The organism is Acinetobacter sp. AND/436, from assembly GCF_049546925.1.
Lineage (GTDB): Bacteria > Pseudomonadota > Gammaproteobacteria > Pseudomonadales > Moraxellaceae > Acinetobacter > Acinetobacter indicus.
Genome location: NZ_JBMXBO010000003.1, coordinates 212156 through 238108 on the forward strand (window position 1 = coordinate 212156; position 25953 = coordinate 238108).

Sequence of the window (25953 nt, forward strand, 5' to 3'; positions counted from 1 at the left end):
ACTTTGATTTCTTCATCATCAATCGTGTAATCGATCTCAGTCGCACCATGTAGGCCGAACAAACACATTAAGAATCGGAGCATCACTTTCCTTCAGATAAAAAAATACCTCCCAAGGGATGTAGGAGGTAGAAATTGGAAAGAGACTACAGCTATAGAGTCTAAGTCACTATTTTATACAAGTTTATTATTTAACCATTGGCGAAAAATTACATAGTTGATTAAATGAAGTTCGCCGGAATTAGAATCTGGCACGCCATGTAGGATTCGAACCCACAACCATTGGTATAGAACACCCATGCTCTTTCCAGTTGAGCTAATGGCGCAAGGAATGGCGGCATTCAATTTAAACCACTACGATTAAAGGGAATCCGCCATTAGGCGCCCCGATATTGCTTTCACGGACATTTCTCGGGGCAACAAAAAAGCCCACCATTTGGCGAGCTTCTTTTAGAACCAAGTGCAATATTTACACTTCGGTCACTTATAACACAAAATAGCATATCCGCATTTAAACGCAAGTTATTTAATCATTTTAAGCGAAGTCTTTTGTCATGGCCCACCAGGTAATAACTTCCTGCAAACACCATGTTATTAATTGAGCTTCGACTTAGAGCAAATTCCTTCTCCATCTGACTTAATGACATCCCTCTCACATTCTTCTCAATAAACAACTGCACAGCCACCTTTGCCGAAGCACAAACCAAACTTGACTTATTAAAATCCACAATCAACTTCCGCACCTGCTCAGCTTCAAAATCATTAATCTTGCAAATGATCTGATCCTTACGCGGTGCCACCCCTTTGTTATTTTCAAGAATCAGCCAGTAAATCTGGTTAATTCCCAAATTATCAGGCATATTTCCCGACTTCATTCGGCATATTTGGATGTATGCCCCATACTGCTTAAGCCAATCCTCAATACTAAAACGATCCCAGTTCATAACTTCCGCCTTAACCATCGCATTCATCCCATCACCCCTTACTTCATACCTATGATCAACATCGCAGCATCTCGTTGCTCTTGATTCGTTCTGCCTTGCCAACCTGTAATTCGATTAAAATCTTCTGCTTTCAACTTTGTACGTGTCGGCTTAACCAGTACCACCGCTAAACCGCATTCTTTTGCCATTTCTGCGAGCAATTTGCCTGTTGCGTGGTTCTCCCCCACATTCTTGGCAATCTTCTCTCCTGCGCTCTTAGAGTGACCGAAACGGAAATTGGATTTCTTGTTCAACCAGCCTGCCTCAATGACGACCTTCTTGATTTCACTCTTGTTTACTTCAAAATACTGAGATAAGTCATAAAAGCTCATATTGCAGACTCGGAGTGAGCCGTCTTTTAAGACAGCCACCCCTGATTTTTCCAAATCTGGATCGATGCCAATAATCAGGTCAGTCATTAGCACCTCGCAGGGCTTGCGCCTCTAAAATCGCTTCAGGTACACCAGATTGCTGATTATCAAACCACCACAAGAACATCCCGCAGCAAATTGCATGGGCTAAATGATGCTCTCCAGTCTCAGGGTCTTTCTGCTCACCCTGCCACCATGCATCTATGTGGCGTTGCATTGCATCGTAATATCGCACCTTAGGGTCAGGAACATGCTTCCAGTTATCTATCTGATACTTACTAGCCCCAAACTCTAAAACGCGAATTACGGCATTTAGAGCGCCTTTTGGGAGCAATGACATTCTCGGCTTTTGCTTATCGTGTTTTTGTCCAATCATCTCTCAATCACCACTGTAGTTGGGCTGATGTGATTACGGATGTCGGTCACGCAGTCCGTTATGTCCTCATCCAAAGGGATAAAATTGCGCGCACTATCGCAGTGCTTACAAACAAAAAATCTATACTTGTCACCATTGCTTGTGGTTTCATTCCACTCATGCTGACATTTGTTGTGGTTGGCTAGAGCGGTGCGTAAATATTCAATAGCCATACACTTTGAGCATGGGAGTACGTCAAGAAACTGTCTCTTGTCCTTGCACCACCACCTTGCCCACCCTGGCGCCCCATCCACAATTTCCCGCATTTGTTCGATTGTTAAGTTCATGCCGCTACTCCCAACCCATTACCAAGAGTCACCAATTGAACGCATTTAAACTCTCTTAAACACGCTTGATTCCTGAATGCTGAAAAACAAGTCACAACATAGGGCTGCTTTACAATCTTGAAACCAGGTCCCGCAGTTTCATGGAAATACGCATCCATTAGTTTGTTTACACCCTCCCAGCGAGTCTTTATCCCTTTATCCATCACATAGATTGGTTCCTCTCCACTCTCAACATCAGCACCACCTAAGAACTGGCTGTATGTCATGCGCTCTGGTATCGCTATCTCATAGTCCAATTGGATAGCGGTGCCATCTGGATGCTTTGCGTGAATTTCACAAGCAATATGAAAACTTTGCTGTTCATCAATGAGGTTTTTACGCATTGCAATAACCAAGTCGCCCTTTGTGAATTTCAATAAATGCGCAATTTCAGGTGCATCATTTTCGGTTTTCCCATTCATGAGTTGCCACAATTCAAGCATTCTGTTTTCTTCTTGCGCTTCACCAATCAGCTGAAATTTACGCACTGGATTAATCGCGGGTTTATTCGGGTTATATTTCTTATTGCGCTTTTTCATGCTGCCACCTGCTCCTGCTTCTCAATCGCTTTCATTGCTAACTTAATTTGCTCATAACGCTCTTTTGAGCATGGCCTAACCTGATTTGTAATCTGTGAGATAAAGCCACGCGCTACACCTATGTGCTTGCATAATTCACTACCACGGCCCTTGCGTTCTTTGCACCACTGATCCAAAGCCTTAATCTCTGCTAAGGCGGCCTGATCCTCTTTTTGTCGAGCACGTTTCTTGTTGGCTTCTGATACAGCACTCGCCATAACTGCACGCATGGTCTTTTGAGCATTTTTCGGTTTTGTCAGGCGATTGTTAAACACTGCACCCGGTTCCCCAGATTGCCCGGTTGGGATGCGTTTAATTTCTCCACCTTTGGCCAGAAATTCAGCCAGTTCTGTGTCCAGCTGCTCACGTAAATTGTTCTTCTGCACCGCTGCTGTGTAGCTCATGTGAGCCAATAATTCGTTTGTAATGCTCATGCTGCACCCCCTGCTTGCTCCACGTAATACGCCAAATCCCGCATGTGCTTTAAAAACTCTGGTGGCGCCTCATTCAGCACATCCCAATCCAGAAAAACTTTGTTCATTGCAGCCAGTGCCGCCTGTGCAACTTCAAGCGGCATGGTCACTTCTAACCAGTCTTGAGTTTTGTTGTCGTTTGGGTCTTTCATGCTGCACCCCCTGCTTCTTCAACCTGTACCGATGTAAAGCGACACACGTCCAATTGATCCTGAACCAGTACAATCCCTTTCTTGCCATGACGGTTTTTAGTCACTAGCACTTCAGTCACACCAGTCGGCATTAAGTCCTCTGATTGAAGTTTTGGGTGCAATAAAACAATCTGATCTGCATCCTGTTCAATCTGACCTGATTCTTTAATGTCTGAACTCTTAGGGCGTGAGCCTTTGTCTGCATCACGATTCAACTGCACCAATGCAATCACTGGGCATTCAAACTCTTTCGCCATTGATTTGAGTTCACGGCTGATGGATGCCACTTCCTGAATGCGGTCTCTTTGGCTCGGATTGCGAAGAAGTTGCAAGTAATCAATAACGATGCACCCAAGTCCTATCTTCTTAAATCTGCGCTCTGCTTTGCGCACATAGGTACGAACTTCGCTTAATGTCGGCTTTTGCTTTGGTTCGATCCAGATTGGCAATTTCGCATAAGCAACTTGAGCGTCAGTGAAGTCCTTCAGCACACCTGATGACATGCGGGCGTTGTGCAATTCGTCATAAGGAATAAAGCTAAGTGCGCTAATCATTCGATTGGCCAAAGTCTCTTTATCCATCTCAGCCGACACAAACAGCACACCCTTGTTTTTGATTGCAGTATCCAGTGCCAGCATTTGAGCCAAAGTTGATTTACCTGAACCTGGTCTACCACCAACAACGCACAAATGACCTTTTTGAACCGTGCCAATCAGATGGTCCAAAGTAGGAAGGTTGAACCTCACTCCCGATGGTTTACCTACTGCCATTGCTTCGGCTTTTTCGATCATCTTCTGCAAAGCACTGTTGATTGAATCTTCAAAGCTTGCGCCCAAGTGATTCTGATCCTGATTATCTGATCCGCTAAACAAGCCCTCTGCTTCTGCAAAGACATCATCAAGATTTAGATCATGTGCAATCATGGCAATCTTCTTGCCGATTTCCTCAACCTTGCGATGTGTTTTTAATTTGTTGAGTTCAGAAACATAGCTACCCAAGTTATAAAAACTCGCTGGTGCTTCAGACATAATCGTCATCAGGTAGTCAGTGGCATCAATCAGTGATTTGCTTTGATTTAGCTTTTGCTCAACCAGTACAGCGTCATAAGGCTTTCCAGCATCAGCCAATTCAGAAATGGCTTTAAAAATCTCTTGATGCTTTGTTGAGAAGAAACAGTCTTGAGTTAAATCCCCTGCCACAGTTTCATAAGAGTTTTGAACTGTCATCAATGCAGCAAGAACACATTGCTCAATTGCGATGTTATGAATATCAGACATTACCAAGCTCCCTTCACTGTTTTAAGGTTTTGAGGAATTGGTGCTGACTGATTAGATACTGGCTGCTGAGTAGTCCAGTAATCGTTCTCCCAGTTCTTTTGGTTCAACCAAGTAGTTGGTGCTGGAATAAATTCACCATCTTGTTTAATCCAGGAGTGATCTTGTTTTTGAGCATTTAGAATTTTGATCAATGTTTCAGTAGTCACAACTGATTTGTATTTCTCAAAAGTTTTAAATGTTCCAGATTTGTCTGATTTACGCTTACAACGTGGATATGCTTCCCAAAACTTTTCAAAGTCTTCTGAGTACACCCCTTGTTTTTGATTAGTTGTTTTTATAGTTGTTTTTGTGTGTGGAAATTTTCCACTAGTAACTGGTGGAATTTCTCCACTAGTATGGTGTAAATTTTCCACTAGTGGAGATTCTACTAGTGTAGAAAATACACTATCGTTTAGAGCATAAGACTTGGCTGCTTTAGCGTTCTTTTGGGCATACTCTTTCACAAAACCGAACTCGATTAGCTCATTGATTGCCTTGATTACTGTCTTTCTTGATAGACCAGTAATTGCTTCAAATTGAGTTAATGAGATAGCATCCTTGTTCTTCTGCCAGCCACGAGTCTTGCGAACAATCACGATATACAAAAGGTTTGCTGTAGGGCTGAGTTTCTTCATTGCCTCATCTACAAAAGCATTCGGCAATTGGAAGCTGTTAGGGATAAAATTACTCACAATCTCCCCCTTGTTTAAATTCTTCGTACTCATCCTGCACTTCTTCAATGTGAAACATATCCAGGTCAGCGTCATAGAGATCGGCTACTGGGCAATAACGAGACTCAAAGTCTGGATGCGCTTTGTCGTATTGGTCGATAAATTGGCGGGTGATGTTGTTCATGCTGCACCACCAAAATGTTTAGCCAGTACAGCCATGCCTTTTGGCAGGATAAAGAACTCAATTTTTGTATAGTTGTACGGCTCACCAGACGGCTTCACGCCATCCACTTCTTCGAATTTTGTTTCGCAATAGCCGCGCTCTTGGCTGTAATGAGTCGAAGCGCGAGATTTATTGATGTATCTATCCCAACCTTTAGCGCGAAGCCATTTAGCAAGGTCAGCCTGCTTTACGTTCAGGATTTTGCAAGCCTGCTGAAACTTCACACCGTTTTCGGTTGCTGTAATATTTTCAATGGCTTTTGCGAGTGTTTGGTTTTCAGCAGCCAATTGGATATTTTGCTCTGCATAACCAAGTAGCAATTCGCGTAATTGGGCTGGATTGTTTAAGTCTGGAATGTGTTTTTGAGTCACAACAGCATCAAAAGTATTAATAACCTTTAGATTGAAAGCCGCACTAATCCACATTGCATAGGCATAAACAATTTGCTTAACAACGTATGTGCCTTGTTCTAAGCCGCCACGAATAACCTCAATAGGCGATAGCGGAATTCCGCTATCGGTCAAAGCTTGAACAAGTTCTTGTGTTTGCTTGTTTTCAAGAAAGTAACGAGGCTGATTTTTTTGTTCACCACCACTTGCCTTGTGTAAATCATTTAGGCAGTAGCGACCAAACTGATCTTGACGAATGACAGCGCCATCAATTTCAATGGCTTTTTGGTTCTGTGAAAATTGTGATAACATATTCACTGTTCATTTCCCTCTAGGTTTTGAATATCAAGCTCAGTAGTTACCGCTACTGGGCTTTCTTTATTTGTGGACGATGTATTCACCGTATTCGTGGTATTACCAAACGCCCTGCTGAGATACTCATGTTGTTTCTTGAACTTCAGGAGCTTCTCAATGGCTGCATCCCGAATCCACTCTGAACGCTTTATGTCGTCCATTGCTGCCAGCGCATCAATCGCCTGCAATGCTTCATGTGTCATGCGCACTGATGTTGAGTCAGTCTTTTTCCCATGCACATCAAGAAAACCTAAATCTAGTGCTTCTTGCATTTCATCTACTCCCATCACGCAATATCCTTATTGCGAGTTACGCTTGAGATATTTGGATTCAAGAAGATATGCGGATACTGGAGCTTCACTTCCGCAGGAATTCCCCTTGTCATCCAGTTTTGAACTCGCTGTTTGCTTTTTAAGCCAAGCATCTCAGCAACTTTTGTTGACCCACCAAGAGCAACAATGATGTCTTTATCAGTGCTGATAGACATTTCACTCTCCTATAAACATTTGTGTATTAGATGGTAAACGCTGTGTTTACTAATGTCAAATCATTTGTTTAACACAATTTGTTTACTGCTGAGATAATAAAACCAAGAAAAAAGGAGCTTGTTATGCATGAATCATTTGAAAGGCTGCTTGAAATAAGTAACGGTCTAAGTCAGGAAGTAATAGCAAGACGCATTGATGAGTCACCACAAACGCTGACCAATTGGAAAAAGCGTGGCGTATCAAAAGCTGGGGCTTTAAAAGCTGCTGCTGAGTTTGGTTGTTCTGCAAATTGGATTTTGAGTGGTGTGGGCGACAGCTCCAGTGGCGATGTTTCGCGTGTCGCAGGGTGGGATAGTTCCACTCCGTTAGATAGTGATGAGGTTGAGGTGCCATTTTATAAAGATGTTTTGGTTTCTTGTGGCTCAGGCTCGCTCGGTGAAATCATAAATACAGAAACAAGAAAATTAAGACTAAGCGCCTCAACTTTAAGGCGTTATGGTGTTGAACCAGCAAATGCGCTTGCATTAACAGCATTTGGCAACTCAATGTCACCAGTCATCAATGATGGCGCGACAGTTTATGTTGATATAGGTAGAAAAAATGTTATTGATGGCAAGATTTATGCGATATGTCACGGTGGTCTTTTTAAGTTTAAGTACCTATACAGAATGCCAATGGGCGGCATAAGGATTGTTAGCGCCAATAGTGACGAATACAAAGAGGAAGTTTTGACGCAGCAAGAAATTATTGACCAGGAGTTTGAAGTTATTGCTTATGCATTTAATGTGCAAAATTCGCTGCCATAGATAAGTAAACAAAATGAAATTTTAAGACTGCTTATGCGGTCTTTTTTTATGTCTATATAAAACAGTTGTTTATAAAATAATTAAACATTTGTTTATTACAAGTGTTGACTACAGTACACATCATGTTTACTATTGACCTCGTAAACAACAAAAAGCCCGCAGCGACTGGAAATCTAGCGGGCTCGAATACAACGAGGTCATTATGGCAACAAATACTTCTCAAAACAAGCTAGTCGAAACGCTAATTAAGCGCCAAGACAAAAAACGCTTTGTTTCTAAGCTTAAAAGCTTTGCTTCAAATGCTGCTGCATCTGCTCTGATTGCAGCAATCACATTCATCTTTTTTGGTGTTGGTTTAAAGGCTTGTGAAGCTGAACAAGTTGCACAGGTGAAAGCGGCTAAGGCACATCAGGAGGCTATGCGATGAACGCAATCGTACAACAATTCCAGCCAGTTGCAACGCTAAATGACTTTCAGGTCTTTGATGGTTACGAAACAAAATACGCGACTGCAAACATTGTACTTGAGCAGACCTTTCCTAACTTTTTCGGCGGCTGCTTAAACAAAATCACGCTGAACCTTCGCTTTGATGAGCATGGTTTTGATGTGGAAGAAACGCAGATTCAATACTTCAATCTGCCGGTAAATGCGCACGGTCAGGCCGATTCAGATGACTTTCTGACACAAGAGCAGCTTGAGCGAGTTCAACAGATGCCGGTGGTGTCTAGGCTGATTGAGCAGTTTAAGGAGATGGTGGGAGAAGTGGCATGAATGCACCAGTAAAACATAACGCTAAAGACTTTTTCGCAAAACCAATGGTTCAGGAAAAGCTAAAAGAACTTGTTGGTAAGAATGCCCCTGCTTTTGCAACGTCTGTATTGCAGATCGTGAACAGCAACTCAATGCTGGTAAATGCTGACCCGCAGACTATTTTTAGTGCTGCGTGTATGGCTGCAACGCTGAATCTGCCAATCAACAATAGTCTGGGTTTTGCCTATATCGTGCCTTTCAAGAACCGCAAGGCTGGCACCATCGAAGCACAGTTTCAGCTTGGCTACAAGGGATTCATCCAACTTGCACAGCGTTCCGGTCAGTTTGAGCGTATTGCAGCAACTCCTGTGTATCAAGGCCAGTTGCTTAATGCTAACCCATTGCTCGGTTATGAGTGGGATTGGTCAGTCAAACCACAAGGCCAACCAATCGGCTATGTTGCTTTCTTTAAGCTGATTAATGGCTTTACTTCTGAGCTATACATGAGCCGTGAAGAAGTCAGCGCACATGCTAACAAGTACAGCCAGACAGCCAAACAAGGCTTTGGTGTGTGGAAAGACCAGTTTGACGCAATGGCACTTAAGACGGTCTTAAAACTGCTTTTATCAAAGCAGGCACCGCTTTCAATTGAAATGCAGCAAGCACAATTGGCAGACCAGGCGATTGTCCGTGACGTTGAAACAGGCCAGTTTGATTACATCGACCACCAAGAAACGGTTGCAGATTTGGAAGCACCAAAACCGCCATTAGATGATGAATCTTTCAGTAATGCACTCGAGCAGCTCAATGCTGGTGCAATTGATAAGGCTTACATCCTTGATGGTTATCAGTTGACAGATGCTCAACGTGTGGCAGTGGAGGCTCAGTGATGAAGTTATTCCGCTGTTCTTCTCTACATAAACTTATTGGTGATGGTCGCTCTAAAGCGGCTGTCATCAGCGACACGGCAAAATCAGCTATCCGTGACATCGTGAAAGAGGACTTATACGGCTTTCGCTCATTCACAGGTAATCAGTACACACAAAAAGGAAATTTGCTCGAAGATTTAGCGATTGAAATGTCGGGCAAGATGCGTTTTCGCAATTACCAAAAGCACGTTGGTCGTGTTGAAAATGAGTTAATCACCGGTGAGTGTGATGTGTTGGATCTGGAACGCAAACTGATCATCGACACGAAATGCACCTGGGATATTGGCACCCATCCTTTCTTTGCTGATGAAGCAATGGAGAAGGTTAAAAAAGCAGGCTATGACGTTCAGATGCAAGCCTACATGTGGCTGTATGAATGCGAAGTTGCTGAGGTGGATTTCTGGTTATTCCCTTGCCCGGTTGAACTCACAAAGGACTGGGATGACCGGGAGCAACTGATCGACATGGTTGAAGCTATCGACATTCGTGAGCGCCTAACTACCGTGACCATTGAGCGTGATGAGGCGATTATCCAGAAGATCAAAGATAAGATTCCGCATTGCCAGGAGTATTACGCAAAGCTTATGGCTGAACGTAGCAAAGGGAGGATTGCAGCATGAAACTACCAAACAGTATTTCGCCTGCTTTTATCGAATGGCTAGATCGTGGTGGCCACAAAATCGAACTCAAGAAAAACGTAATGATTGTGAAAAAGAAATTTAGCGATGGTGTTAAGCGCAGCGAGATTCCTTTTGATCGGCACGAAGTAAAGGAATTTTACGATCTGGATGATTACTTGTCCGGGCGTTATGAGCTTTTTCTAAAGCAGTATTTTAACAACGGAAAAAGCTTTGTTGATGACTTGAAATGGACCATGACGAGCAAGTATCGCAAGGCTGTGATGATGAATAATCTGGCGAAGGTGGCGTGATGATTGGTGCTCAAATCAAACCTGACTACTCGGATGCTATTGCTGAATTTTTAGCGAAAGGCGGTGAAATTAAGCAGGCCGTAAATACCAATAAAGCCGAGTTTAATTTTTCAATATCCACTGGCGGTTCAAAGCAAAACATTCCACTGCGTAAAGCGGCTGAAGCCAAAGGATTGAAGACATACACTCCTTTTTCTCCGTGTGAGAAATGCGGAACGTCTGAGCGATCTACAAAAACTAATGCTTGTCTTGAGTGTGACCGCCGCCGGGCAAGAGCTAAAACGGGCTTGAGTCTTAAAAACTTGGAAGCAGTTGGGCATTACTTGCTAGATAAAGGTGAATCGGTGGAGTTCACCAGTGGCGGCCAAAAGTACATTTTAAAAGTTGAGGTGGCGTGATGAGTACATTAAAAGATTTAAACAAGCATCTTTTTAATCAGTTAGAGCGCTTGGCCAAGGCTGACAAAGAAGAGCTTGAAACTGAGGTTAAGCGCGCTCAAACAATTCAAGGCATTAGCGCTGAGATTATCAAAGCACACACCACTCAGTTGGATGCGGTTAAGTTGGTTGCTCAATACAAAGGGCTTAATGAGAATCAAGCTGTGCCACGCATTGCGCTTGGTGATATGGATGTCGAGGTTTAAATGAAATTTAAATACACGCCTGAAATGGATGCCTTTTTGATTAAGCACACAACCATGCCCCGCAAGGAATTAACCGAGCTTTTTAATGCTGAGTTTGATGTGAATGTCAATGTAAACCAAATAAAGGGGCACTGTTTGAGAATTGGCGCTAAAACTGGCCGCACTGGTCGCTTGGAAAAAGGTCATGCTACTTGGAATAAGGGCATGAAAGGCTATAAGCCAAGTCCTGAAACCATGTGGAAAAAAGGCAATATTCCTCATACAGCAGCACCGGTTGGTCATGAGTATGTCACGAGAGATGGTTACATCGAGTGCAAGTTTGAGGGTGAGCGCCAAATGAAGCTCAAGCATAAGTACCTATGGGAGAAAGCCAATGGCCCGATTCCTAAAGGTCATGCGCTGATCTTTAAAAACGGAATTAAAACCGACTGCCGACTGGATAATTTAATGTTATTGAGTCGCGCTGAATTGCTTGCAATGAACCGCAAATTTAAAGAATTGCAGCGTCCTGAAACTAGAGAAACTGTTGCGCTTTTAGCAAAGCTTTATGTGCAAAGTCGGAATATTGGAAAGGTGGCGTGATGGATATTCAGGAATTAAATCAGTTTGAATCTGTGTATCAACCAAGCAAAGAGATTACTTTTTGTTGGGGTGTGAAGAAATACGTGCAGTTAAGCGTAGAAGAAAACCACACCGAAATTGTAGACCACGCAAATGACTCGCTTCGTATTTGGCAAGCAGCCAAAGCCCAGGCGGTGCCAGAAGGATTTGTGGTTGTTGATTCTGAACCAAACAGAAAAGTTTTAGAAAAACTATCATATATTTTCCCTGACATTTGTGACAGCAGAATTTTTGTTGCTGCATACAAAGCCATGATCGAAGCACAGGAGCCAGCCGATGACTGAAATTCAACTAACCAATGTGCAATTCGCTCAGCTTCAGCTCGATAATCTTGTCGCAAAAGATAAACCGTACATCGAGTCGTGGTCCGCCGGTGATGTTGGCTCATTCAATGCAATCGTCAATGCAGTGGATTACGACAATGAGTTCACTTTCAATATGCGCGGCTGGTCCAGACAGCGAGTTAAAAGCGGCACCGGTGCAATGATTGAAGTGAATGAAATGAATGCTGATCAGTTGTATCACCTGTTCACGTGTTATTTGGGTGGACTGCCGAGTGGTGTGGTGGAGAGTTTAAAGGAGGTGTCTTGATGACTGACATTCAATTAAAACCTGAAGAGCGCCTTGCTCAATTAATCAAGTCGGGTGCCAGCTTGGTTGGCCACACCGACTTTGCAAAAATCATGGGATGCAAGGCAAATACAGTTCGGGTCTGGGCGGTTCGCGGAAGTGGCCCGATTAAACCGGTCATTGTGAATGACATGTATAAGTGGCGTTTAACTGATATTCGAAATTTGGTAGGGGCTTAAGCCCCTTCAATCATTTAACATCTTGATAATTTGATTGGCTTTCTTCTTTAATTCAAATTTATCTACTTCATCAATAGTAAATCTTATTGGGCTATCAGGATCATATAGAGGTAATTTTCCATAAGCCGTTTTTTGAATTGTATTAAATTCCGCACACAACTTTTCAAGTCTTTTCGCTTTATAAGAATAAAACATATTGAGGCCGGACTTGTAGCTTATGTAATTATCTAAGGCCCTATCTATCTTATATTCTGAATTAGTATTTGGATCTTTAGCCTGTTTTACATAAAAATCTCTTAAATCTTTTGATAGTTCGAAAAGCCTATTTCTTTTATCGCGATAAATATTCAAACGATGACCTGCAATCAGCCCAATTAAAAAAGTAAGAATAGATATTCCGCTTATACCCAACCACGAAATCTTGAACACTTCTTCCACTTTTAATCCCTCTTTTAAATACTAACTATTTATTTTTATTGCTTACATAGTGCTTACATGGATTTCAGAAACAAAAAACCACTTACGATTAATACACGTAAGTGGTTGTTTTATATGGTGGGCCCAGACAGACTTGAACTGTCGACCAACGGATTATGAGTCCGCTGCTCTAACCAACTGAGCTATAGGCCCTTTTCACTGAAATTGTTATATATCAACAAGTTCAGGCGCCATGAATACTATCGAAGATTTTTTTAAAATACAAGCCCTTTCAAAATCGCTTGTACAGTAAGACAACAGTTAACCAGAAGCTCAAAAATTAGCAGGAAATTGCACAACATCATCTCATCAAGCATTGCACTGAAACTGCGCTCATATCATGAGAGGTAAATTCGAAATTTATTTTTTTAAGATAAAAAAGCAATAAATCAATAAAAAATTATACTTTTTTGAAATAACTTTATATCGTGAGTACAAAAACTTATAAAGTATTCGTATTGCTGAAATTTTAAACTCTTTTTGAGTTCAGTGACTTTTCTTTGCGCGATTCGAACACAAGTTCAGCAATAGACCAAAGCACAATCACCATTAAAATGAGCGAAGCAACAATTAGTGCGGTCAAATATGTCATTTTGCTATTCCTGTTGAGGTTAAGCCTAAAGTTGGACATTGGCCTGAACTACGACCTATCTACGACAAAAGTCTAATGCTTAAATTATCTGCTGAATAGCTTTTTTTTCACCTTTTTAATAGTAATTTTCTATATACTCATTTATTTTAAGTCTTAATAACTTTTAATTTATATCTAAAAACAATAAGTTGTTAGATTATATTCTGCGGCTAAACAGGTCTTTATTTTTTCTGCACAGTTGCACAAATTAACCCTTGACTCTAAAGCCGAACAAGCACAAATTATGCGCTTTCGTTTGTTTTACTCTGTACCCATGTTAAAAAAATTTATTGGCGAAGCTGCATTTAAAGTTGCCGGATGGAGCTATAACGTCGAACCTGATATTCTGGAAGATAAACAGGTCATTATTGGTTTTGAGCATACCTCGATGCTCGATGCAGTGCTATCACTGGCCATCTTCCAAATTTTCGACATGAAAATTCATACCTTAATCAAGAAAGAATTATTCAAAGGTCCACTTAAACCGGTACTTGAAGCCGTGGGCGGTATTGCGGTTGATCGTAAAGCCAATCAGGACATCGTGGGACAAATGGTGGAGCTGTTCCAGCGCAATGAAAAATTCAATCTGGTGATTGCTCCTGAAGCGACCCGTGCCAAAAATGGTGAAGCACGTAAGCCAATTCGTACCGGTTTCTGGCATATTGCCAAAGCCGCCAATGTGCCGATTGTGCTGATGTATGCCAACTCTAAAACCAAGCAAGGCGGGATTTTTGGTAAAATTTATCCAACCGACCTGGCGCATGATCTCGCGCTGATCAAACAGCTCTATAAAGAAAACACCGGATTGGATATTATTATTCCAGACGTGAAAACAGCGTAAATTTTTCAGTTAAAACTTAAAACCCTGCCCTTTTTTCAGAAAAAGGGCTTATGGTAGAATCTGTGCAATTCGATCGGCATACAGCCAATCTACAAGGAGCATATTTCGCATGGCGGGTCATTCCAAGTGGGCCAATATCAAGCATCGTAAAGCCAAACAAGATGCTAGTCGTGGTAAGTTGTTTACCAAATACATTCGTGAACTGACAACTGCTGCTAAACTCGGCGGTCCGGATGCAGGGAGCAACCCTCGCTTACGTGCTGTAGTCGAAAAAGCATTATCAGTCAACATGACACGTGATGTGATTAACCGTGCGATTCAACGTGGTGCTGGCGGTGAAGATAACGATGACTTAAAAGAAGTCACCTATGAAGGTTATGGTGTCGGCGGTGTGGCCGTGATTGTTGAAACCATGACTGACAACTTAAACCGTACCGTACCAGACGTTCGTCACTGCTTCTCTAAAACCGATGGTAACTTAGGCACCAACGGTTCAGTGGCCTTCTTATTCACCAAACGTGGTGAAATTACGTTTGAAGATGTGTCTTTAGAAGATCAGATCATGGACGTGGCATTAGAAGCCGGTGCAGAAGATATTGAAGTCTCTGAAGATGAAATTCTGGTGATTACCACTCCAGAAACGTTTGGTACCGTTCAGGATGCTTTAGCAGCAGCAGGTTTAAAATCTGACAATGCTGAAGTGGTGATGAGCCCATCAACCAAAGCTGAAATCACCGACATCGATCAGGCTAAGAAAATCATGAAGATGATTGATATGCTTGAAGATCTGGATGATGTTCAGAACGTTTATACCAACGTTGAATTCTCTGATGACGTTTTAGCAGCCTTAGATGCTTAAAACTTACAGATAAAAAACGCGCTCATCTGGCGCGTTTTTTATTTCTTAGAAATTAAACTTTATTGAGCAAATTCGAGCAGTTTAAAACATTATATTCTTTAATGACGAAGCTCGAATGCAGCGCCACCACATGGTCAATTTTACCAATGCGTTTGAGTAAAATTTCACTGTAGTTTTCCATATCCCGCGCAATCACTTCTACAATAAAGTCAGCGGTTTGCCCGGTCACCAAAAAGGCATTAATCACTTCGGGAATATTTTCCAGTTCTTCCAGAAACTTGGCAAAGGTATCGGTATCATGTTTACTCAGCGACACCTGCAACAGGACATGCAGACTAAAGCCGAGTTTCTGGTAATTAATTTCCCGCTTTAAACCTGAAATAATATTATGATCAATCAGGCTTTTAATCCGGCGATGTACCGAACTCACCGACAAATTCACCCGCTCCGACAGTTCATTTAAATTGACATCTTCATGACTTAAAATTTCAAGAATATGCTTATCAAAGCGATCCAGTTCCATTTTTATACTCTTTTTAACAGGCAATGACACTTTATAATTTTAGCCGAATCAGTACCACAACAATATTTATTTCTCATTATTTTTTCATCTATTGAAATTTTTTTTCAAGATATGATGTGCAGACACAACTGTAGCCTAACGGATCAGACCTCTGCCATTTATCTTGATCTTTTAAAAACAGATAAACGGTTAGCTTCAATAAACCGCTGTTTTCTCAAAAATTTCCTTCTCTCTACTGCGTTTAAATTGCCTTCTCTGCCCAAATACAGCTAATTCCAGAACGTTCACCTTTTACAAGTGTATACAAATAGATTAAAAAAAGATGCGTTTCAACACCAGCAAAAACAAAAACATAAGAACACAAGGAATCGTCTTCATGGCTTTTAAATCTTTCAGTTTGCTGAAAAGCAAGCTCAGCCCGGTTTTAACTGTCGAAACCCAAACCAGCAGCTTTTTCAGTGGCATCAGCTCGACCTTGTCGAACTGGTTTGGACAACTCACCAGCCCCTCTACCCCAACCCTCGACAGCTTATTGCAAAGTCTGTTGTCTGGAAACAGCCTGGACAGTAGCAGTCTTAGCAATTTAATCAGCCAGTTTACAGGAAGTAATAGCGGCAGTTTGGATATTTCTAGCCTGATTAATCAACTGACCCAAGCCAATGGGGGCAGTTTTGATCTGGGCTCAATTAGCAATTTAATCGGTGGTCTGATTGGCGGTGATACTGCTGATCTGGATTTTGAAGCCATCAGCCAGCTGATTGGTGGCTTGATTGGCGGTAATACGGGCGACCTGGATATTGGTACCATTGCTGACCTGGTCGGTGGTCTCATCGGCGGTGGTGCCGGCGACTTTGATATTGGCGCAATCGTAGAACTGGTGAGCGGCCTGATGGGTGGTGGTTCGGATGATCTCGACATCGCAGCGATTACTGAATTGGTTGGTGGGTTGATTGGCGGCGGTGCTGGTGATATTAATATTGGCGCGATTGCCGGATTAGTCAGTGGATTAATCGGTGGTGGTTCAGGCGCTATCAACATTGCAGCGATTGCTGAATTGGTTGGCGGTTTAATTGGTGGTGGCGCTGGCGATATTGATATCAGTGCAATTGCCGGATTAGTCAGTGGATTAATCGGTGGTGGTTCAGGCGATCTCGATATCACAGCGATTGCTGAATTGGTTGGTGGTTTAATTGGCGGCGGTACGGGTGACTTTGATATCGGTGCAATCGTAGAGCTGGTAAGCGGTCTGATGGGTGGTAGTTCAGGCGATATCGACATCGCAGCGATTGCTGAGCTTGTCGGTGGTCTCATCGGTGGTGGCGCTAGCGATATTGATATCGGTGCAATTGCCGGATTAGTCAGCGGATTAATTGGTGGTGGTTCAGGTGATCTCGACATTGCAGCCATTGCTGATCTGGTCGGTAGTCTGATTGGCGGTGGCGCCGGCGACTTTGATATTGGTGCAATTTCAGAACTGGTCGGTGGCTTAATCGGTGGTAATACGGGTGAAATTAACCTTGAAACGATTTCTGAACTGTTTGAAGGACTCATCGGCAATAACACCGGTGATCTGAACCTTGAAACACTGACCCAGTTATTTGAAGGCTTAACAGGTGGCAGCAGTGAGTTTGACTTAAGTGCCTTACTTGGCGGTCTCCCAGACATCGGCAGTGGTTTTGATTTAGGTGGCTTACTGGAAGGTCTGACTGACGGTGGCACAGACTTTGACCTAGGCAATCTTACTGACAGCTTGGGCGATGCATTTGGTTCAACTGACTTTAATCTGGAAGATCTGTTACAAGGCGCCAGTACAGGAGCAGACAGCAGTCTGAGTCTGGACAACCTGTTACCTGAACTTCAAGAAGCTCTGCAATCGACCAGTACAGAAAGCAGTAGCAGCAACTTTGACCTGCTCAGCCTTGCGCCGCAACTGCCTGCAATTGATCTGGATTCATCTACCCCATTCATTTAATGGATTTGATAAAGTCATAAAAATACACGCTACAGGCGCGTATTTTTTATGGTTGCCGTTTAGATACCGCGCCAGTCCACACGGGCATGACGCTCGGTCTGATAAATTCTCAGTACATATTGCCCTAAAGGTAAATCACTGAGTTCATGTTTAAATTGCAGGAATTGTTCGGACAAGGTTTCGCCCTGCTCTTTTTCCCACGGTGTATCCTGAATTTCCAGAATCGGAGCCAGCATGGAACAGACCGCAATATCCGCCAGGCCTAAACGCTCACCGACAAAATATGCGCCGCCATTGGCTATCAGACGCTGGTTTAATTCGGCTATTAAACGGCGCATTTCCCGTTCCGATTCATCAACCTTGTCCTGATCCAGCTGATAGCCTTTGGAAATCAGCATCTTCATAATCGGTTTGGAGTATTTTTCAAATTGACGTAAATAACCTTTTTCACCAATCAGCAAATCTAAAGGCTGCTCACTTTCAGATAAAGTATGTGCCAAGCCCCAGCGACGAACGTGATAGCCCAGAGTCGAGGCCAACTGGTCAATCTCCAGTGCTTCATTGCGCTGTGTCGGGTCTGGGCGTAATAAGGTATGCTCCGGATACACCTCATCTAAATACAGGGCAATTTGGGTACTGTCCGCAATCCATTGATCCTGATCGCGTAAAATCGGCAGCTTGTTTTGTCCGGTTTTTAGCTTGGCAAAAGCCCGGTGCACGCCCGGAATTAAATTCTGCGCGTTATAATCCAGTTCCTTATGATCCAGCAGCCAGCGCGCTTTTTCACAAAAATGAGATAAAGGAAACTGGTACAAAATACGCATATCTTCTCCGTCAATTTTTATTTTTTGTTCAATAATTTGAACAGCCAACATCCATTGGCTACTTTAGTCATACTGCTGCTGAAAAACAATGCGCTTTTTATTCAAAAATCGCCGGTATTCGGCCAAACGCTTCATCAAGCGTATTTAGGTCAGGCTATCCTGTTTAAAAATCAACAAAGATACGGCACGCATTACCCACCATCCGCAGCACATATTTCAGAAATATGCTTTTTCAACAAACATCCCCGCCATGACCTGACTTTATGCTGGCTTTCATGTAAAATCAGCGACAATTTTTGAATAACACTTTGTGAGTCATTTCATGGGTTTTAATTGTGGTATTGTAGGTCTGCCTAACGTTGGTAAATCGACTCTTTTCAACGCCTTAACCAAAGCTGCAATTGCTGCTGAAAACTTCCCGTTCTGTACCATTGAGCCAAACACCGGTATTGTGCCGGTGCCGGATGCGCGTTTAGACAAACTGGCGGCCATTGTAAACCCACAACGTGTCCTGCCGACCACCATGGAATTTGTGGATATCGCCGGTCTGGTTGCAGGTGCTTCAAAAGGTGAAGGTCTGGGTAACCAGTTCCTCGCCAACATCCGTGAAACTGACGCGATTGCTCACGTGGTGCGTTGTTTTGAAGATGAAAACGTCATTCACGTCAATGGTAAAATTGACCCGCTGGACGATATTGCCACCATCAACACTGAACTTGCGCTGGCCGACTTAGAAACGGTATCGAAAGCCGTGACCCGTTTAACCAAAACCGCCAAAGGCGGCGACAAAGAAGCAGTTGCGACCAAAGCCGTGCTAGAAAAAATCCTGCCATTACTGGATGAAGGCAAACCGGCACGTGCAGCCAATCTGGACGATGACGAACGTAAACTGATTCGTGGTTTTGGTTTATTAACCTTAAAACCCACCATGTATATTGCCAACGTGGCGGAAGATGGCTTTGAAAACAACCCGCATTTAGATGCAGTACGTGAACTGGCAGCAGCTGAAAATGCGATTGTAGTACCACTCTGCAACCAGATTGAAGCCGAAATTTCATTATTAGAAGATGATGAACGTGCTGAATTCTTAGAAGCAATGGGTATGGAAGAACCTGGTCTGAACGTGGTCATCCGCGCAGGTTATGGCTTACTCGGCCTACAAACTTACTTCACTGCCGGTGTGCAGGAAGTACGTGCCTGGACGGTGAAAGTCGGTGCAACCGCTCCACAAGCGGCAGGTGTCATTCATACCGACTTCGAAAAAGGCTTTATCCGTGCTGAATGTGTGGCCTATGATGATTTCGTACAATACAACGGCGAAGCCGGTGCCAAAGAAGCAGGTAAATGGCGTTTAGAGGGTAAAACTTACATCGTACAAGATGGTGATGTTTTACACTTCCGTTTTAACGTGTAATCGCCTGATATCAATGAAAAACCCTCAAATATTTGAGGGTTTTTTTATACTCTTTTTTTGAAGAGCAATCTTTGGCTCACCACAATTTAAGCAAGAAAATTAATCAATCAGCGAACCGATCTTGATATCTTCTTTGATTTACTGAGATGTTATTGAATTCCCTACGCTTTCCAGTTCTCGAAAGCGCTTGATTTCAGTGCACTCAAGCGCACCATAACCGTTCAGCACCGTGAAAGATGCGCCAATATCTTGCAGACTAATTGTGTAATGTAATCGCTATTCTGATTGCAAAGATCAATTTAATACGGCGGCGCCATTAAAAAAGCGGAGCCAGAACTCCGCTTATTGATGCTTCAGGATGCTGTCGCAATCGTATTGCCTTTTTGTTTGGGATCGGTATTGCCCAGTTCCGGATGGGCAATCGCATCGGCACATTGCTGTTTATCGCGTTCATAATCGGCCTGTTTCTGGCTTACCGTTGCGCTACTTTCCAAAGTGGCACGCGCCCAGATTTCCAGACTGGTGAGTGCTTTACGGCATAAGGCATATTTTCCTTCGGTGACTGAATCGGTCATTTTGACGTTAATGCGCCATTCGGTGCTTAACTGGCGCGCCGGTTTGCGTACATTATCTTCAATTAAATTGCGCTGTTTGCGATAAACATAAGGTTCCACCTCATTCATCAGCTTCCAGGCCGCTTCTGCATACGCCGTTGCATCATTGGTCAGTTTCGGTGCAGGTTTAATTTCCGGCTTTTCACCGGACTGATCGCCCCCACAGGCCTGTAATAACAGGCTACTGCCCAGTACAGTTGCAACCACAAATTGACGTGTTTTGAACATCCACATATCTGGCTCGCTTCAACAAACATTTCGGCACTATGCTAGTGAATTCGGGTACAATACACAATCATCATTTGACTCCTTGTTCAACTCTCCTTCAGGTGTGTCGTGTCTGAACACAAAACGCTTTCCACACAGCCAGCCGGTTTTTGGCAAGGCGCTAAAGATAGCCAAGCCATTATTTTTACTTATCTCCCCGTTTCTTTTGCATTTGGCGTTTCGGCGACCCAATTCGGTTTTAGCGCCTGGGAAGCCCTGTTTTTATCCTGCACCATGTATGCCGGTGCCAGCCAGTTTCTGGTGGTGGCCCTGTTAGGCAGCGGCACCTCCATCTGGATGACCGCCCTGACTGTCATTGCACTGGATATTCGCCATCTGCTCTATGGCCCGGCCTTAACCAACCTGATTCAGGACCGGCTCAATTTAAAGAAAACCGCGATCTGGGCCTGGGGCCTGACCGATGAAGTCTTTGCTTCCGGCATGATCAAGCTGTCGCAGCGCCGGCAACAATGGTCGGAATCCTGGATGCTGGGTTTAAGTCTGTTTAGCTGGATGTCATGGGCGCTCGGTTCTTTACTGGGCGGTCTGTTTGCCGATCAGGTCAGTAAGCTGCCGCAGTTTTTACAAGCCGCACTGGATTTCCTGTTACCGGCCCTGTTCCTGAGTTTCCTGCTGGCCGCCTTTGAGAAAAAACATACCTTTGTGGTCAGTGTGACTTTGGTGGTATCAGCTATCGCCTGCTATTTCATTGACCTGTCCGCTGCCATCTTTATTGGTATTTTATCGGGCATTTTTGCAGGTCTGTTCAAACACTATGTCTTAAAACAACCGGATGATGCATACGCAGGAGGCTCACATGAATCTTGAAATTATTCTGGTCGGGATTGTGGTCGGCATCGCCAATTTTGCTTCACGCTTTGGACCGTTTTTTGTGATTCAGAAGTTTCAGCAGGACTCACAAAAACGGGGTGCCCTCTGGCTAAAGATTGCTTTGGGTTCAATTGGTATTGCCGCAATCAGTTCAATGCTGGTGGTCGCGACCTTGCCACCGTTACTGGAAACGCCCAATAAAAGTTTTGCCATGCTGGTCGGATTTATAGTGCTGGCCGGGCTGTATTTTAAATACAAGAAAATTGTACCGGCCACCTTGACTGCGGCCGTGACCTATGGCCTGATTTATACCTATATTCCATTTTCCTTCTAGGTTTTGACTTCAACACCAGACCCATTGACGCAGTGCTGCAGTTGTGCTGCGTTTTCAACACTGTATTTCCTCTTGCCCACTGCGTCTAAAAATTGTTGGACAAAATCACGATTTTCTCCGAATCGGCACTAACATCGCGGTGCAGTTCTGCTATGCTAAAAGCCCATAAAATCAAGCATGGATGAATTACATGAGCGTGACGATTGGTACTCCTCTTCAAGCTTCGGCATTTAAAGTATTGCTATTGGGTTCAGGAGAATTGGGGAAAGAGGTGGTGATTTCTTTACAACGTTTAGGTGTAGAAGTGCATGCCGCCGACCGATATGATCATGCCCCTGCCATGCAAGTGGCGCATCATGCCCATACCATTAATATGGCCGATCCTAACGCACTGAAACAGCTGATTGCTCAGGTGCAACCGCATCTGATTGTGCCGGAAATTGAAGCCATTGCCACAGAAGTGCTGCTGGATATTGAAGCGCAAAACGTTGCTACCGTGATTCCATCAGCCAAAGCAGTCAATCTGACCATGAACCGCGAAGGCATCCGCCGTCTAGCTGCAGAAGAACTGGGACTGCCAACCTCTGCCTACCGTTTTGCCGACTCTCTGGAAAGCTTCCGCGCAGCCTGTGATGATATTGGCTATCCAAACTTTGTGAAGCCGGTGATGTCCTCCTCAGGCAAAGGCCAATCCCGGGTAAAAAGCTTTGATGAAGTCGATGCCGCTTGGGACTATGCGCAAACCGGTGGCCGTGTGAATCAGGGCACCGTGATTGTTGAATCGCAGATTGATTTTGATTTTGAAATTACCCTACTCACGGTACGCTCTAAACATCCAGAAACTGGTGAAATTGAAACCTCATTCTGCGACCCGATTGGCCATCGTCAGGATGCCGGTGATTATGTCGAAAGCTGGCAGCCACAACCAATGAGCAGCCAGGCCTTAGCAGAAGCCAAACGTATTGCCCACAAGGTTACCAGCGCACTTGGCGGCTGCGGTATTTTTGGGGTAGAACTGTTTGTCAAAGGCGATCAAGTGTGGTTTAGTGAAGTGTCACCTCGTCCACACGATACCGGTTTAGTCACGTTGGCCTCACAATACCAGAGTGAATTCGAATTACATGCCCGTGCGATTCTCGGCTTGCCAGTGAACACGGCGCGTCATAGTGTGGCTGCCAGTGCAGTGATTTATGCCGGTGTGGATGACCAGAACCTGTCATTTTCTGGCTTGAATCTTGCTTTAGCTCACCCGGATACTGATTTACGTCTGTTTGGCAAACCGGAAGGCTTCAAGCGTCGCCGCATGGGTGTGGCCACCGCCCGCGCAGAAACCACTGAGCAGGCACGTGAGCTGGCTTACGCTACTGCACAAAACGTCAGTGTCAATCAAAACTAGTCGCACAACACGGAACGCTGTTCATGATCAACACCTTACCCTTGCTGAATTACGTAAAAAGTAACCATGACATTCAGGCCATTAATCAGTGGCGAAGTGATGTTGAACATCAGCTGGGGGAATGTTTTGAAAATGGACATTCGATCCGTGACATTATTCTGGCGCGCTCCAATTTTATTGATGAGGCGCTAAAATTCCTGTGGCAACATGCCGGACTGGACCAGACCGATTTAGGCCTGTTTGCGGTGGGCGGTTATGGCCGCCGCGAAATGTTGCCCTATTCCGATGTCGACATCATGATCCTGTCAGAAGATGAAATCTCGCCGGAACAGGAAAAGCTGATTTCAACCTTTATTTCATCGCTGTGGGATGTCGGTAATTTCAAACCCGGCATTAGCGTGCGTACCATTCAGGATTGCGTGATTCAGGCCACCAATGACCTGACTGTGGCCACCACTTTAATTGAAGCACGACTGATTATTGGCAATGAACATCTGGCCAAATGGCCACGCCGGATTGTGTCGCAAACCTGGACCGATAAAACCTTTTTTGATGCCAAGATGGAAGAGCAAGCCAAACGCTATGCTCAGCACAACCATACCGAAAGCAATTTAGAGCCGGATATTAAAACTGCACCGGGTGGCATCCGCGATATTAACCAGATTGGCTGGATTGCCAAACGGCATTTCCGTGTCAACCGTATTTATGATCTGGTGCATCTGGGTTTTATTTCCGAGTTTGAGCTGGGCGTACTGGAAGAAGCCGAAAGTTTCCTCTGGGAAATTCGCCATTATTTGCACCTGCTGACCAAACGCGATGAAAACCGCCTGCTGTTTGATTATCAGCGTGATATTGCAGCCAAGTTCGGCTATGTCCGTGAAGAAGGCAAATCACCCAATTATCCGATTGAACAGTTCATGAAGCGTTATTACCGCACCGCGCAGCAGGTGTCGACGCTAAATGAAATGTTACTGGCCTATTTTAATGAATCGGTGATTACCCCGCGCCTGCCGCAATATGAACGCCAGATTGAAGAAATTAATGAAAACTTCAAACTGGTCGATGGCAAACTGGCGGTGCAGCATCACAAGATTTTTTCTGAAAAGCCCAGTGCGATTCTGGAAATTTTCTATCTGCTGGCCAATCGTCCTGAAATTACCGGGATTCGTGCCCGCACCTTACGCCTGCTGACCCTGGCTGCCAAACGCATTGACCGCGATTTTCGTGATAATCCAGTCCATCAGGCGCTGTTTATGGCGATTTTACGCTCGCCGTACCGTTTATATGACACCATGGTGGCAATGAAACGCTATGGTGTATTGGGCAACTATATTCCGGCTTTCGGGCAAATTACCGGCCTGATGCAATATGACCTGTTCCATATTTATACCGTCGATGCGCACACCCTGCTGCTGATTCGCAACCTGAACCGCTTTAAAGAACCGGAATTTGCCAAAGATTTTCCGGTGGTCAGCTCGGTGTTCCAGCGTCTGGCGCGTCGTGACATTGTCTATCTGGCCGCAATTTTCCATGACATTGCCAAAGGTCGTGGTGGCGATCATAGTGAACTTGGCGCCGCCGATGCGATTGCCTTCTGCCGCACGCATGGCTTTACCGAACGTGAATGCAATCTGGTGGCCTGGCTGGTGCAAAACCACCTGCTGATGTCGGTCACTGCACAGAAAAAAGATATTTCCGATCCGGATGTGGTCAAAGCTTTCGCCGAACTGATGGGCGATATGGAACATCTGGATTATCTGTATACCCTAACTGTGGCCGATATTAACGCCACCAATCCAACCTTATGGAACACCTGGCGCGCCTCGCTGATGCGCCAGCTATACACCCATGCCCGTGATGTGATCCGTTCCGGCCTGGGTCGTCCGGTGGATTATCAGATGCTGATTGAAGACACCAAATTTGCGGCCAGCGAATTACTGGTCGAGGATTTCTCGCTGGAAGAAGTGGAAAAAGTCTGGCAGGAACTGGGCGATGAATACTTCCTGAAAGAAACCGCCGATGAAATTGCCTGGCATACCCGTGCCATCTTGCAGCACAGTGATAATCCGGCACCGTTGGTACTGATGCGCGCGCATCGTAAATATGCGCAAGATGCGGTGCAAATCTTTATTTACACTCAAGATCAGCCGAACCTGTTTGCCACCACGGTGGCGATTTTAGACCGCATGAATCTGGATGTGCAGGACGCGCGGATTATTACCGCCACCAAAGCCTTTAGTTTAGATACTTATGTGGTGCTGGACCGTTTTGGCACCCTGTTAACCGATGCCGAGCGTCAGGACACCGTGATTCAATCACTGGTCACCGCATTAAGCCAGTCGGATAAATATCCGGGACTGATGCAGCGCCTGATTCCGCGCCAGCTGCGCCATTTTGATATTGAAAATACTGTAGACATTAGCCTGAATGCCGCACTCAACCAGAACATGGTGGAAATTGCGACACTTGACCAGCCGGGCTTACTTGCCAAAGTCGGCGGCTTGTTTATGATGCAGGGGCTGGATATTCATTCTGCTAAAATTGCCACCCTAGGCGAACGTGCCGAAGATATTTTCTTTGTCACCAAAAAAGATGGCGCGCCCATGAATGCAGAAGAAGCCAAAAGCTTTGCGGCCAAATTAAAGGCAGCACTTGATGAAGCCTCAAATCAGGTGTGCCAACATTAACATCAACCTATCGGTAA

37 protein-coding genes and 2 tRNA genes are annotated in these 25953 nt (G+C 44.3%); 21 read left to right on the forward strand and 18 right to left on the reverse strand.

Annotated features, from left to right (window positions below):
* Nucleotides 1-248: 248 nt before the first annotated feature.
* The 13 genes from ACPEPR_RS04170 to ACPEPR_RS04230 form a co-directional block, all read right to left on the reverse strand.
* Nucleotides 249-325: transfer RNA gene (locus ACPEPR_RS04170), tRNA-Arg, on the reverse strand.
* 204 nt (nucleotides 326-529) lie between these two features.
* Nucleotides 530-970: a hypothetical protein gene (locus ACPEPR_RS04175; RefSeq protein WP_423561982.1), complete on the reverse strand. Its 441-nt coding sequence runs from the start codon at nucleotides 968-970 to the stop codon at nucleotides 530-532.
* Nucleotides 971-981: 11 nt separating this feature from the next.
* Nucleotides 982-1401 (reverse strand): hypothetical protein, encoded by a 420-nt coding sequence (locus ACPEPR_RS04180; RefSeq protein WP_423561983.1) that lies wholly within the window; start codon nucleotides 1399-1401, stop codon nucleotides 982-984.
* The gene (locus tag ACPEPR_RS04185; protein WP_423561984.1) at nucleotides 1394-1729 is read right to left on the reverse strand and encodes a dATP/dGTP diphosphohydrolase domain-containing protein; all 336 of its coding nucleotides are present in this window, start codon (nucleotides 1727-1729) and stop codon (nucleotides 1394-1396) included. Before ACPEPR_RS04185 ends, ACPEPR_RS04180 begins: the two co-directional genes overlap by 8 nt.
* A 322-nt stretch (nucleotides 1730-2051) precedes the next feature.
* Nucleotides 2052-2633 (reverse strand): hypothetical protein, encoded by a 582-nt coding sequence (locus tag ACPEPR_RS04190; protein ID WP_423561985.1) that lies wholly within the window; start codon nucleotides 2631-2633, stop codon nucleotides 2052-2054.
* A complete protein-coding gene (locus ACPEPR_RS04195) occupies nucleotides 2630-3106 on the reverse strand; it encodes a hypothetical protein (protein WP_423561986.1) in 477 nt (158 codons plus the stop codon). Before ACPEPR_RS04195 ends, ACPEPR_RS04190 begins: the two co-directional genes overlap by 4 nt.
* Entirely contained in the window at nucleotides 3103-3297 is a 195-nt protein-coding gene (locus ACPEPR_RS04200; protein WP_423561987.1) for a hypothetical protein, read from the reverse strand. The genes ACPEPR_RS04195 and ACPEPR_RS04200 overlap by 4 nt, the downstream gene beginning before the upstream one ends.
* Nucleotides 3294-4613, reverse strand: a complete 1320-nt coding sequence (locus ACPEPR_RS04205; RefSeq protein WP_423561988.1) for a replicative DNA helicase — start codon at nucleotides 4611-4613, stop codon at nucleotides 3294-3296. Before ACPEPR_RS04205 ends, ACPEPR_RS04200 begins: the two co-directional genes overlap by 4 nt.
* Nucleotides 4613-5344: a replication protein gene (locus tag ACPEPR_RS04210; protein ID WP_423561989.1), complete on the reverse strand. Its 732-nt coding sequence runs from the start codon at nucleotides 5342-5344 to the stop codon at nucleotides 4613-4615. The genes ACPEPR_RS04205 and ACPEPR_RS04210 overlap by 1 nt, the downstream gene beginning before the upstream one ends.
* The gene (locus ACPEPR_RS04215; protein WP_423561990.1) at nucleotides 5337-5507 is read right to left on the reverse strand and encodes a hypothetical protein; all 171 of its coding nucleotides are present in this window, start codon (nucleotides 5505-5507) and stop codon (nucleotides 5337-5339) included. The genes ACPEPR_RS04210 and ACPEPR_RS04215 overlap by 8 nt, the downstream gene beginning before the upstream one ends.
* Nucleotides 5504-6247 (reverse strand): KilA-N domain-containing protein, encoded by a 744-nt coding sequence (locus ACPEPR_RS04220; RefSeq protein ID WP_423562019.1) that lies wholly within the window; start codon nucleotides 6245-6247, stop codon nucleotides 5504-5506. The genes ACPEPR_RS04215 and ACPEPR_RS04220 overlap by 4 nt, the downstream gene beginning before the upstream one ends.
* 2 nt (nucleotides 6248-6249) lie before the next feature.
* Nucleotides 6250-6579 (reverse strand): hypothetical protein, encoded by a 330-nt coding sequence (locus ACPEPR_RS04225; protein ID WP_423561991.1) that lies wholly within the window; start codon nucleotides 6577-6579, stop codon nucleotides 6250-6252.
* Complete coding sequence (locus ACPEPR_RS04230) at nucleotides 6576-6776, reverse strand: hypothetical protein (protein ID WP_423561992.1); 201 nt, start codon at nucleotides 6774-6776, stop codon at nucleotides 6576-6578. The genes ACPEPR_RS04225 and ACPEPR_RS04230 overlap by 4 nt, the downstream gene beginning before the upstream one ends.
* Nucleotides 6777-6899: 123 nt before the next feature.
* Between ACPEPR_RS04230 and ACPEPR_RS04235 the strand changes: the two genes are divergently transcribed.
* The 12 genes from ACPEPR_RS04235 to ACPEPR_RS04290 all read left to right on the forward strand — a co-directional run bounded on the left by ACPEPR_RS04235 (nucleotide 6900) and on the right by ACPEPR_RS04290 (nucleotide 12266).
* A complete protein-coding gene (locus ACPEPR_RS04235; protein ID WP_423561993.1) occupies nucleotides 6900-7583 on the forward strand; it encodes a S24 family peptidase in 684 nt (227 codons plus the stop codon).
* 202 nt (nucleotides 7584-7785) lie between these two features.
* Entirely contained in the window at nucleotides 7786-8010 is a 225-nt protein-coding gene (locus tag ACPEPR_RS04240) for a hypothetical protein (RefSeq protein ID WP_423561994.1), read from the forward strand.
* Nucleotides 8007-8354 (forward strand): hypothetical protein, encoded by a 348-nt coding sequence (locus ACPEPR_RS04245; RefSeq protein ID WP_423561995.1) that lies wholly within the window; start codon nucleotides 8007-8009, stop codon nucleotides 8352-8354. The genes ACPEPR_RS04240 and ACPEPR_RS04245 overlap by 4 nt, the downstream gene beginning before the upstream one ends.
* Nucleotides 8351-9223 carry a recombinase RecT gene (locus ACPEPR_RS04250; protein ID WP_423561996.1) on the forward strand — a complete coding sequence of 291 codons (873 nt, stop codon included), beginning with the start codon at nucleotides 8351-8353 and terminating at the stop codon, nucleotides 9221-9223. The genes ACPEPR_RS04245 and ACPEPR_RS04250 overlap by 4 nt, the downstream gene beginning before the upstream one ends.
* Nucleotides 9223-9882, forward strand: coding sequence for a hypothetical protein (locus ACPEPR_RS04255; RefSeq protein WP_423561997.1), 660 nt, complete (start codon nucleotides 9223-9225; stop codon nucleotides 9880-9882). Before ACPEPR_RS04250 ends, ACPEPR_RS04255 begins: the two co-directional genes overlap by 1 nt.
* Nucleotides 9879-10193, forward strand: a complete 315-nt coding sequence (locus ACPEPR_RS04260; RefSeq protein ID WP_423561998.1) for a hypothetical protein — start codon at nucleotides 9879-9881, stop codon at nucleotides 10191-10193. The genes ACPEPR_RS04255 and ACPEPR_RS04260 overlap by 4 nt, the downstream gene beginning before the upstream one ends.
* Nucleotides 10193-10591, forward strand: a complete 399-nt coding sequence (locus ACPEPR_RS04265; RefSeq protein WP_423561999.1) for a hypothetical protein — start codon at nucleotides 10193-10195, stop codon at nucleotides 10589-10591. Before ACPEPR_RS04260 ends, ACPEPR_RS04265 begins: the two co-directional genes overlap by 1 nt.
* A complete protein-coding gene (locus tag ACPEPR_RS04270; protein ID WP_423562000.1) occupies nucleotides 10591-10836 on the forward strand; it encodes a hypothetical protein in 246 nt (81 codons plus the stop codon). The genes ACPEPR_RS04265 and ACPEPR_RS04270 overlap by 1 nt, the downstream gene beginning before the upstream one ends.
* Entirely contained in the window at nucleotides 10837-11418 is a 582-nt protein-coding gene (locus tag ACPEPR_RS04275) for an HNH endonuclease signature motif containing protein (protein WP_423562001.1), read from the forward strand.
* On the forward strand, nucleotides 11418-11741 hold the full coding sequence (locus ACPEPR_RS04280) for a hypothetical protein (RefSeq protein ID WP_423562003.1): 324 nt from the start codon (nucleotides 11418-11420) through the stop codon (nucleotides 11739-11741). Before ACPEPR_RS04275 ends, ACPEPR_RS04280 begins: the two co-directional genes overlap by 1 nt.
* Nucleotides 11734-12048 carry a hypothetical protein gene (locus tag ACPEPR_RS04285; RefSeq protein WP_423562004.1) on the forward strand — a complete coding sequence of 105 codons (315 nt, stop codon included), beginning with the start codon at nucleotides 11734-11736 and terminating at the stop codon, nucleotides 12046-12048. The genes ACPEPR_RS04280 and ACPEPR_RS04285 overlap by 8 nt, the downstream gene beginning before the upstream one ends.
* Nucleotides 12048-12266: a hypothetical protein gene (locus ACPEPR_RS04290; protein WP_423562005.1), complete on the forward strand. Its 219-nt coding sequence runs from the start codon at nucleotides 12048-12050 to the stop codon at nucleotides 12264-12266. The genes ACPEPR_RS04285 and ACPEPR_RS04290 overlap by 1 nt, the downstream gene beginning before the upstream one ends.
* A 6-nt stretch (nucleotides 12267-12272) precedes the next feature.
* Here the strand turns inward: ACPEPR_RS04290 and ACPEPR_RS04295 are convergent, their stop codons facing one another.
* Together ACPEPR_RS04295 and ACPEPR_RS04300 are read right to left on the reverse strand one after the other, a co-directional pair.
* Entirely contained in the window at nucleotides 12273-12704 is a 432-nt protein-coding gene (locus ACPEPR_RS04295) for a hypothetical protein (RefSeq protein ID WP_286420577.1), read from the reverse strand.
* A gap of 115 nt (nucleotides 12705-12819) precedes the next feature.
* Nucleotides 12820-12896: transfer RNA gene (locus ACPEPR_RS04300), tRNA-Ile, on the reverse strand.
* Between the two features lie 752 nt (nucleotides 12897-13648).
* Between ACPEPR_RS04300 and ACPEPR_RS04305 the strand changes: the two genes are divergently transcribed.
* Both ACPEPR_RS04305 and ACPEPR_RS04310 read left to right on the forward strand, forming a co-directional pair.
* Entirely contained in the window at nucleotides 13649-14215 is a 567-nt protein-coding gene (locus ACPEPR_RS04305; protein WP_005177219.1) for a 1-acyl-sn-glycerol-3-phosphate acyltransferase, read from the forward strand.
* A gap of 109 nt (nucleotides 14216-14324) precedes the next feature.
* Nucleotides 14325-15074: a YebC/PmpR family DNA-binding transcriptional regulator gene (locus ACPEPR_RS04310; RefSeq protein ID WP_005177213.1), complete on the forward strand. Its 750-nt coding sequence runs from the start codon at nucleotides 14325-14327 to the stop codon at nucleotides 15072-15074.
* A 52-nt stretch (nucleotides 15075-15126) separates the two neighbouring features.
* On the opposite strand, the gene ACPEPR_RS04315 is transcribed toward ACPEPR_RS04310, so the two are convergent.
* On the reverse strand, nucleotides 15127-15597 hold the full coding sequence (locus tag ACPEPR_RS04315) for an Lrp/AsnC family transcriptional regulator (protein ID WP_005177212.1): 471 nt from the start codon (nucleotides 15595-15597) through the stop codon (nucleotides 15127-15129).
* Nucleotides 15598-15973: 376 nt separating this feature from the next.
* On the opposite strand from ACPEPR_RS04315, the gene ACPEPR_RS04320 reads away from it, so the two are divergent.
* Entirely contained in the window at nucleotides 15974-17569 is a 1596-nt protein-coding gene (locus tag ACPEPR_RS04320) for a hypothetical protein (RefSeq protein ID WP_423562006.1), read from the forward strand.
* A gap of 59 nt (nucleotides 17570-17628) precedes the next feature.
* Here ACPEPR_RS04320 and ACPEPR_RS04325 read toward each other — a convergent pair whose 3' ends face one another.
* A complete protein-coding gene (locus ACPEPR_RS04325) occupies nucleotides 17629-18393 on the reverse strand; it encodes a glutathione S-transferase family protein (protein ID WP_423562007.1) in 765 nt (254 codons plus the stop codon).
* Between the two features lie 54 nt (nucleotides 18394-18447).
* Between ACPEPR_RS04325 and ACPEPR_RS04330 the strand changes: the two genes are divergently transcribed.
* Together ACPEPR_RS04330 and ychF are read left to right on the forward strand one after the other, a co-directional pair.
* The gene (locus ACPEPR_RS04330; RefSeq protein WP_168390519.1) at nucleotides 18448-18693 is read left to right on the forward strand and encodes a hypothetical protein; all 246 of its coding nucleotides are present in this window, start codon (nucleotides 18448-18450) and stop codon (nucleotides 18691-18693) included.
* Between the two features lie 22 nt (nucleotides 18694-18715).
* The gene (ychF, locus tag ACPEPR_RS04335) at nucleotides 18716-19807 is read left to right on the forward strand and encodes a redox-regulated ATPase YchF (RefSeq protein WP_005177206.1); all 1092 of its coding nucleotides are present in this window, start codon (nucleotides 18716-18718) and stop codon (nucleotides 19805-19807) included.
* Nucleotides 19808-20160: 353 nt separating this feature from the next.
* Here the strand turns inward: ychF and ACPEPR_RS04340 are convergent, their stop codons facing one another.
* Nucleotides 20161-20655, reverse strand: a complete 495-nt coding sequence (locus ACPEPR_RS04340) for a hypothetical protein (protein ID WP_423562008.1) — start codon at nucleotides 20653-20655, stop codon at nucleotides 20161-20163.
* A 102-nt stretch (nucleotides 20656-20757) separates the two neighbouring features.
* Between ACPEPR_RS04340 and ACPEPR_RS04345 the strand changes: the two genes are divergently transcribed.
* From ACPEPR_RS04345 to glnD, 4 genes are all read left to right on the forward strand, one after another.
* Entirely contained in the window at nucleotides 20758-21516 is a 759-nt protein-coding gene (locus ACPEPR_RS04345) for an AzlC family ABC transporter permease (protein ID WP_045795021.1), read from the forward strand.
* Complete coding sequence (ygaH, locus tag ACPEPR_RS04350; protein ID WP_104472645.1) at nucleotides 21506-21853, forward strand: L-valine transporter subunit YgaH; 348 nt, start codon at nucleotides 21506-21508, stop codon at nucleotides 21851-21853. Before ACPEPR_RS04345 ends, ygaH begins: the two co-directional genes overlap by 11 nt.
* A gap of 190 nt (nucleotides 21854-22043) precedes the next feature.
* Nucleotides 22044-23249 carry a formate-dependent phosphoribosylglycinamide formyltransferase gene (purT, locus tag ACPEPR_RS04355; RefSeq protein ID WP_104472646.1) on the forward strand — a complete coding sequence of 402 codons (1206 nt, stop codon included), beginning with the start codon at nucleotides 22044-22046 and terminating at the stop codon, nucleotides 23247-23249.
* A 23-nt stretch (nucleotides 23250-23272) separates the two neighbouring features.
* Complete coding sequence (gene glnD, locus ACPEPR_RS04360; protein ID WP_160243368.1) at nucleotides 23273-25936, forward strand: [protein-PII] uridylyltransferase; 2664 nt, start codon at nucleotides 23273-23275, stop codon at nucleotides 25934-25936.
* The last annotated feature ends 17 nt before the right edge of the window (nucleotides 25937-25953 follow it).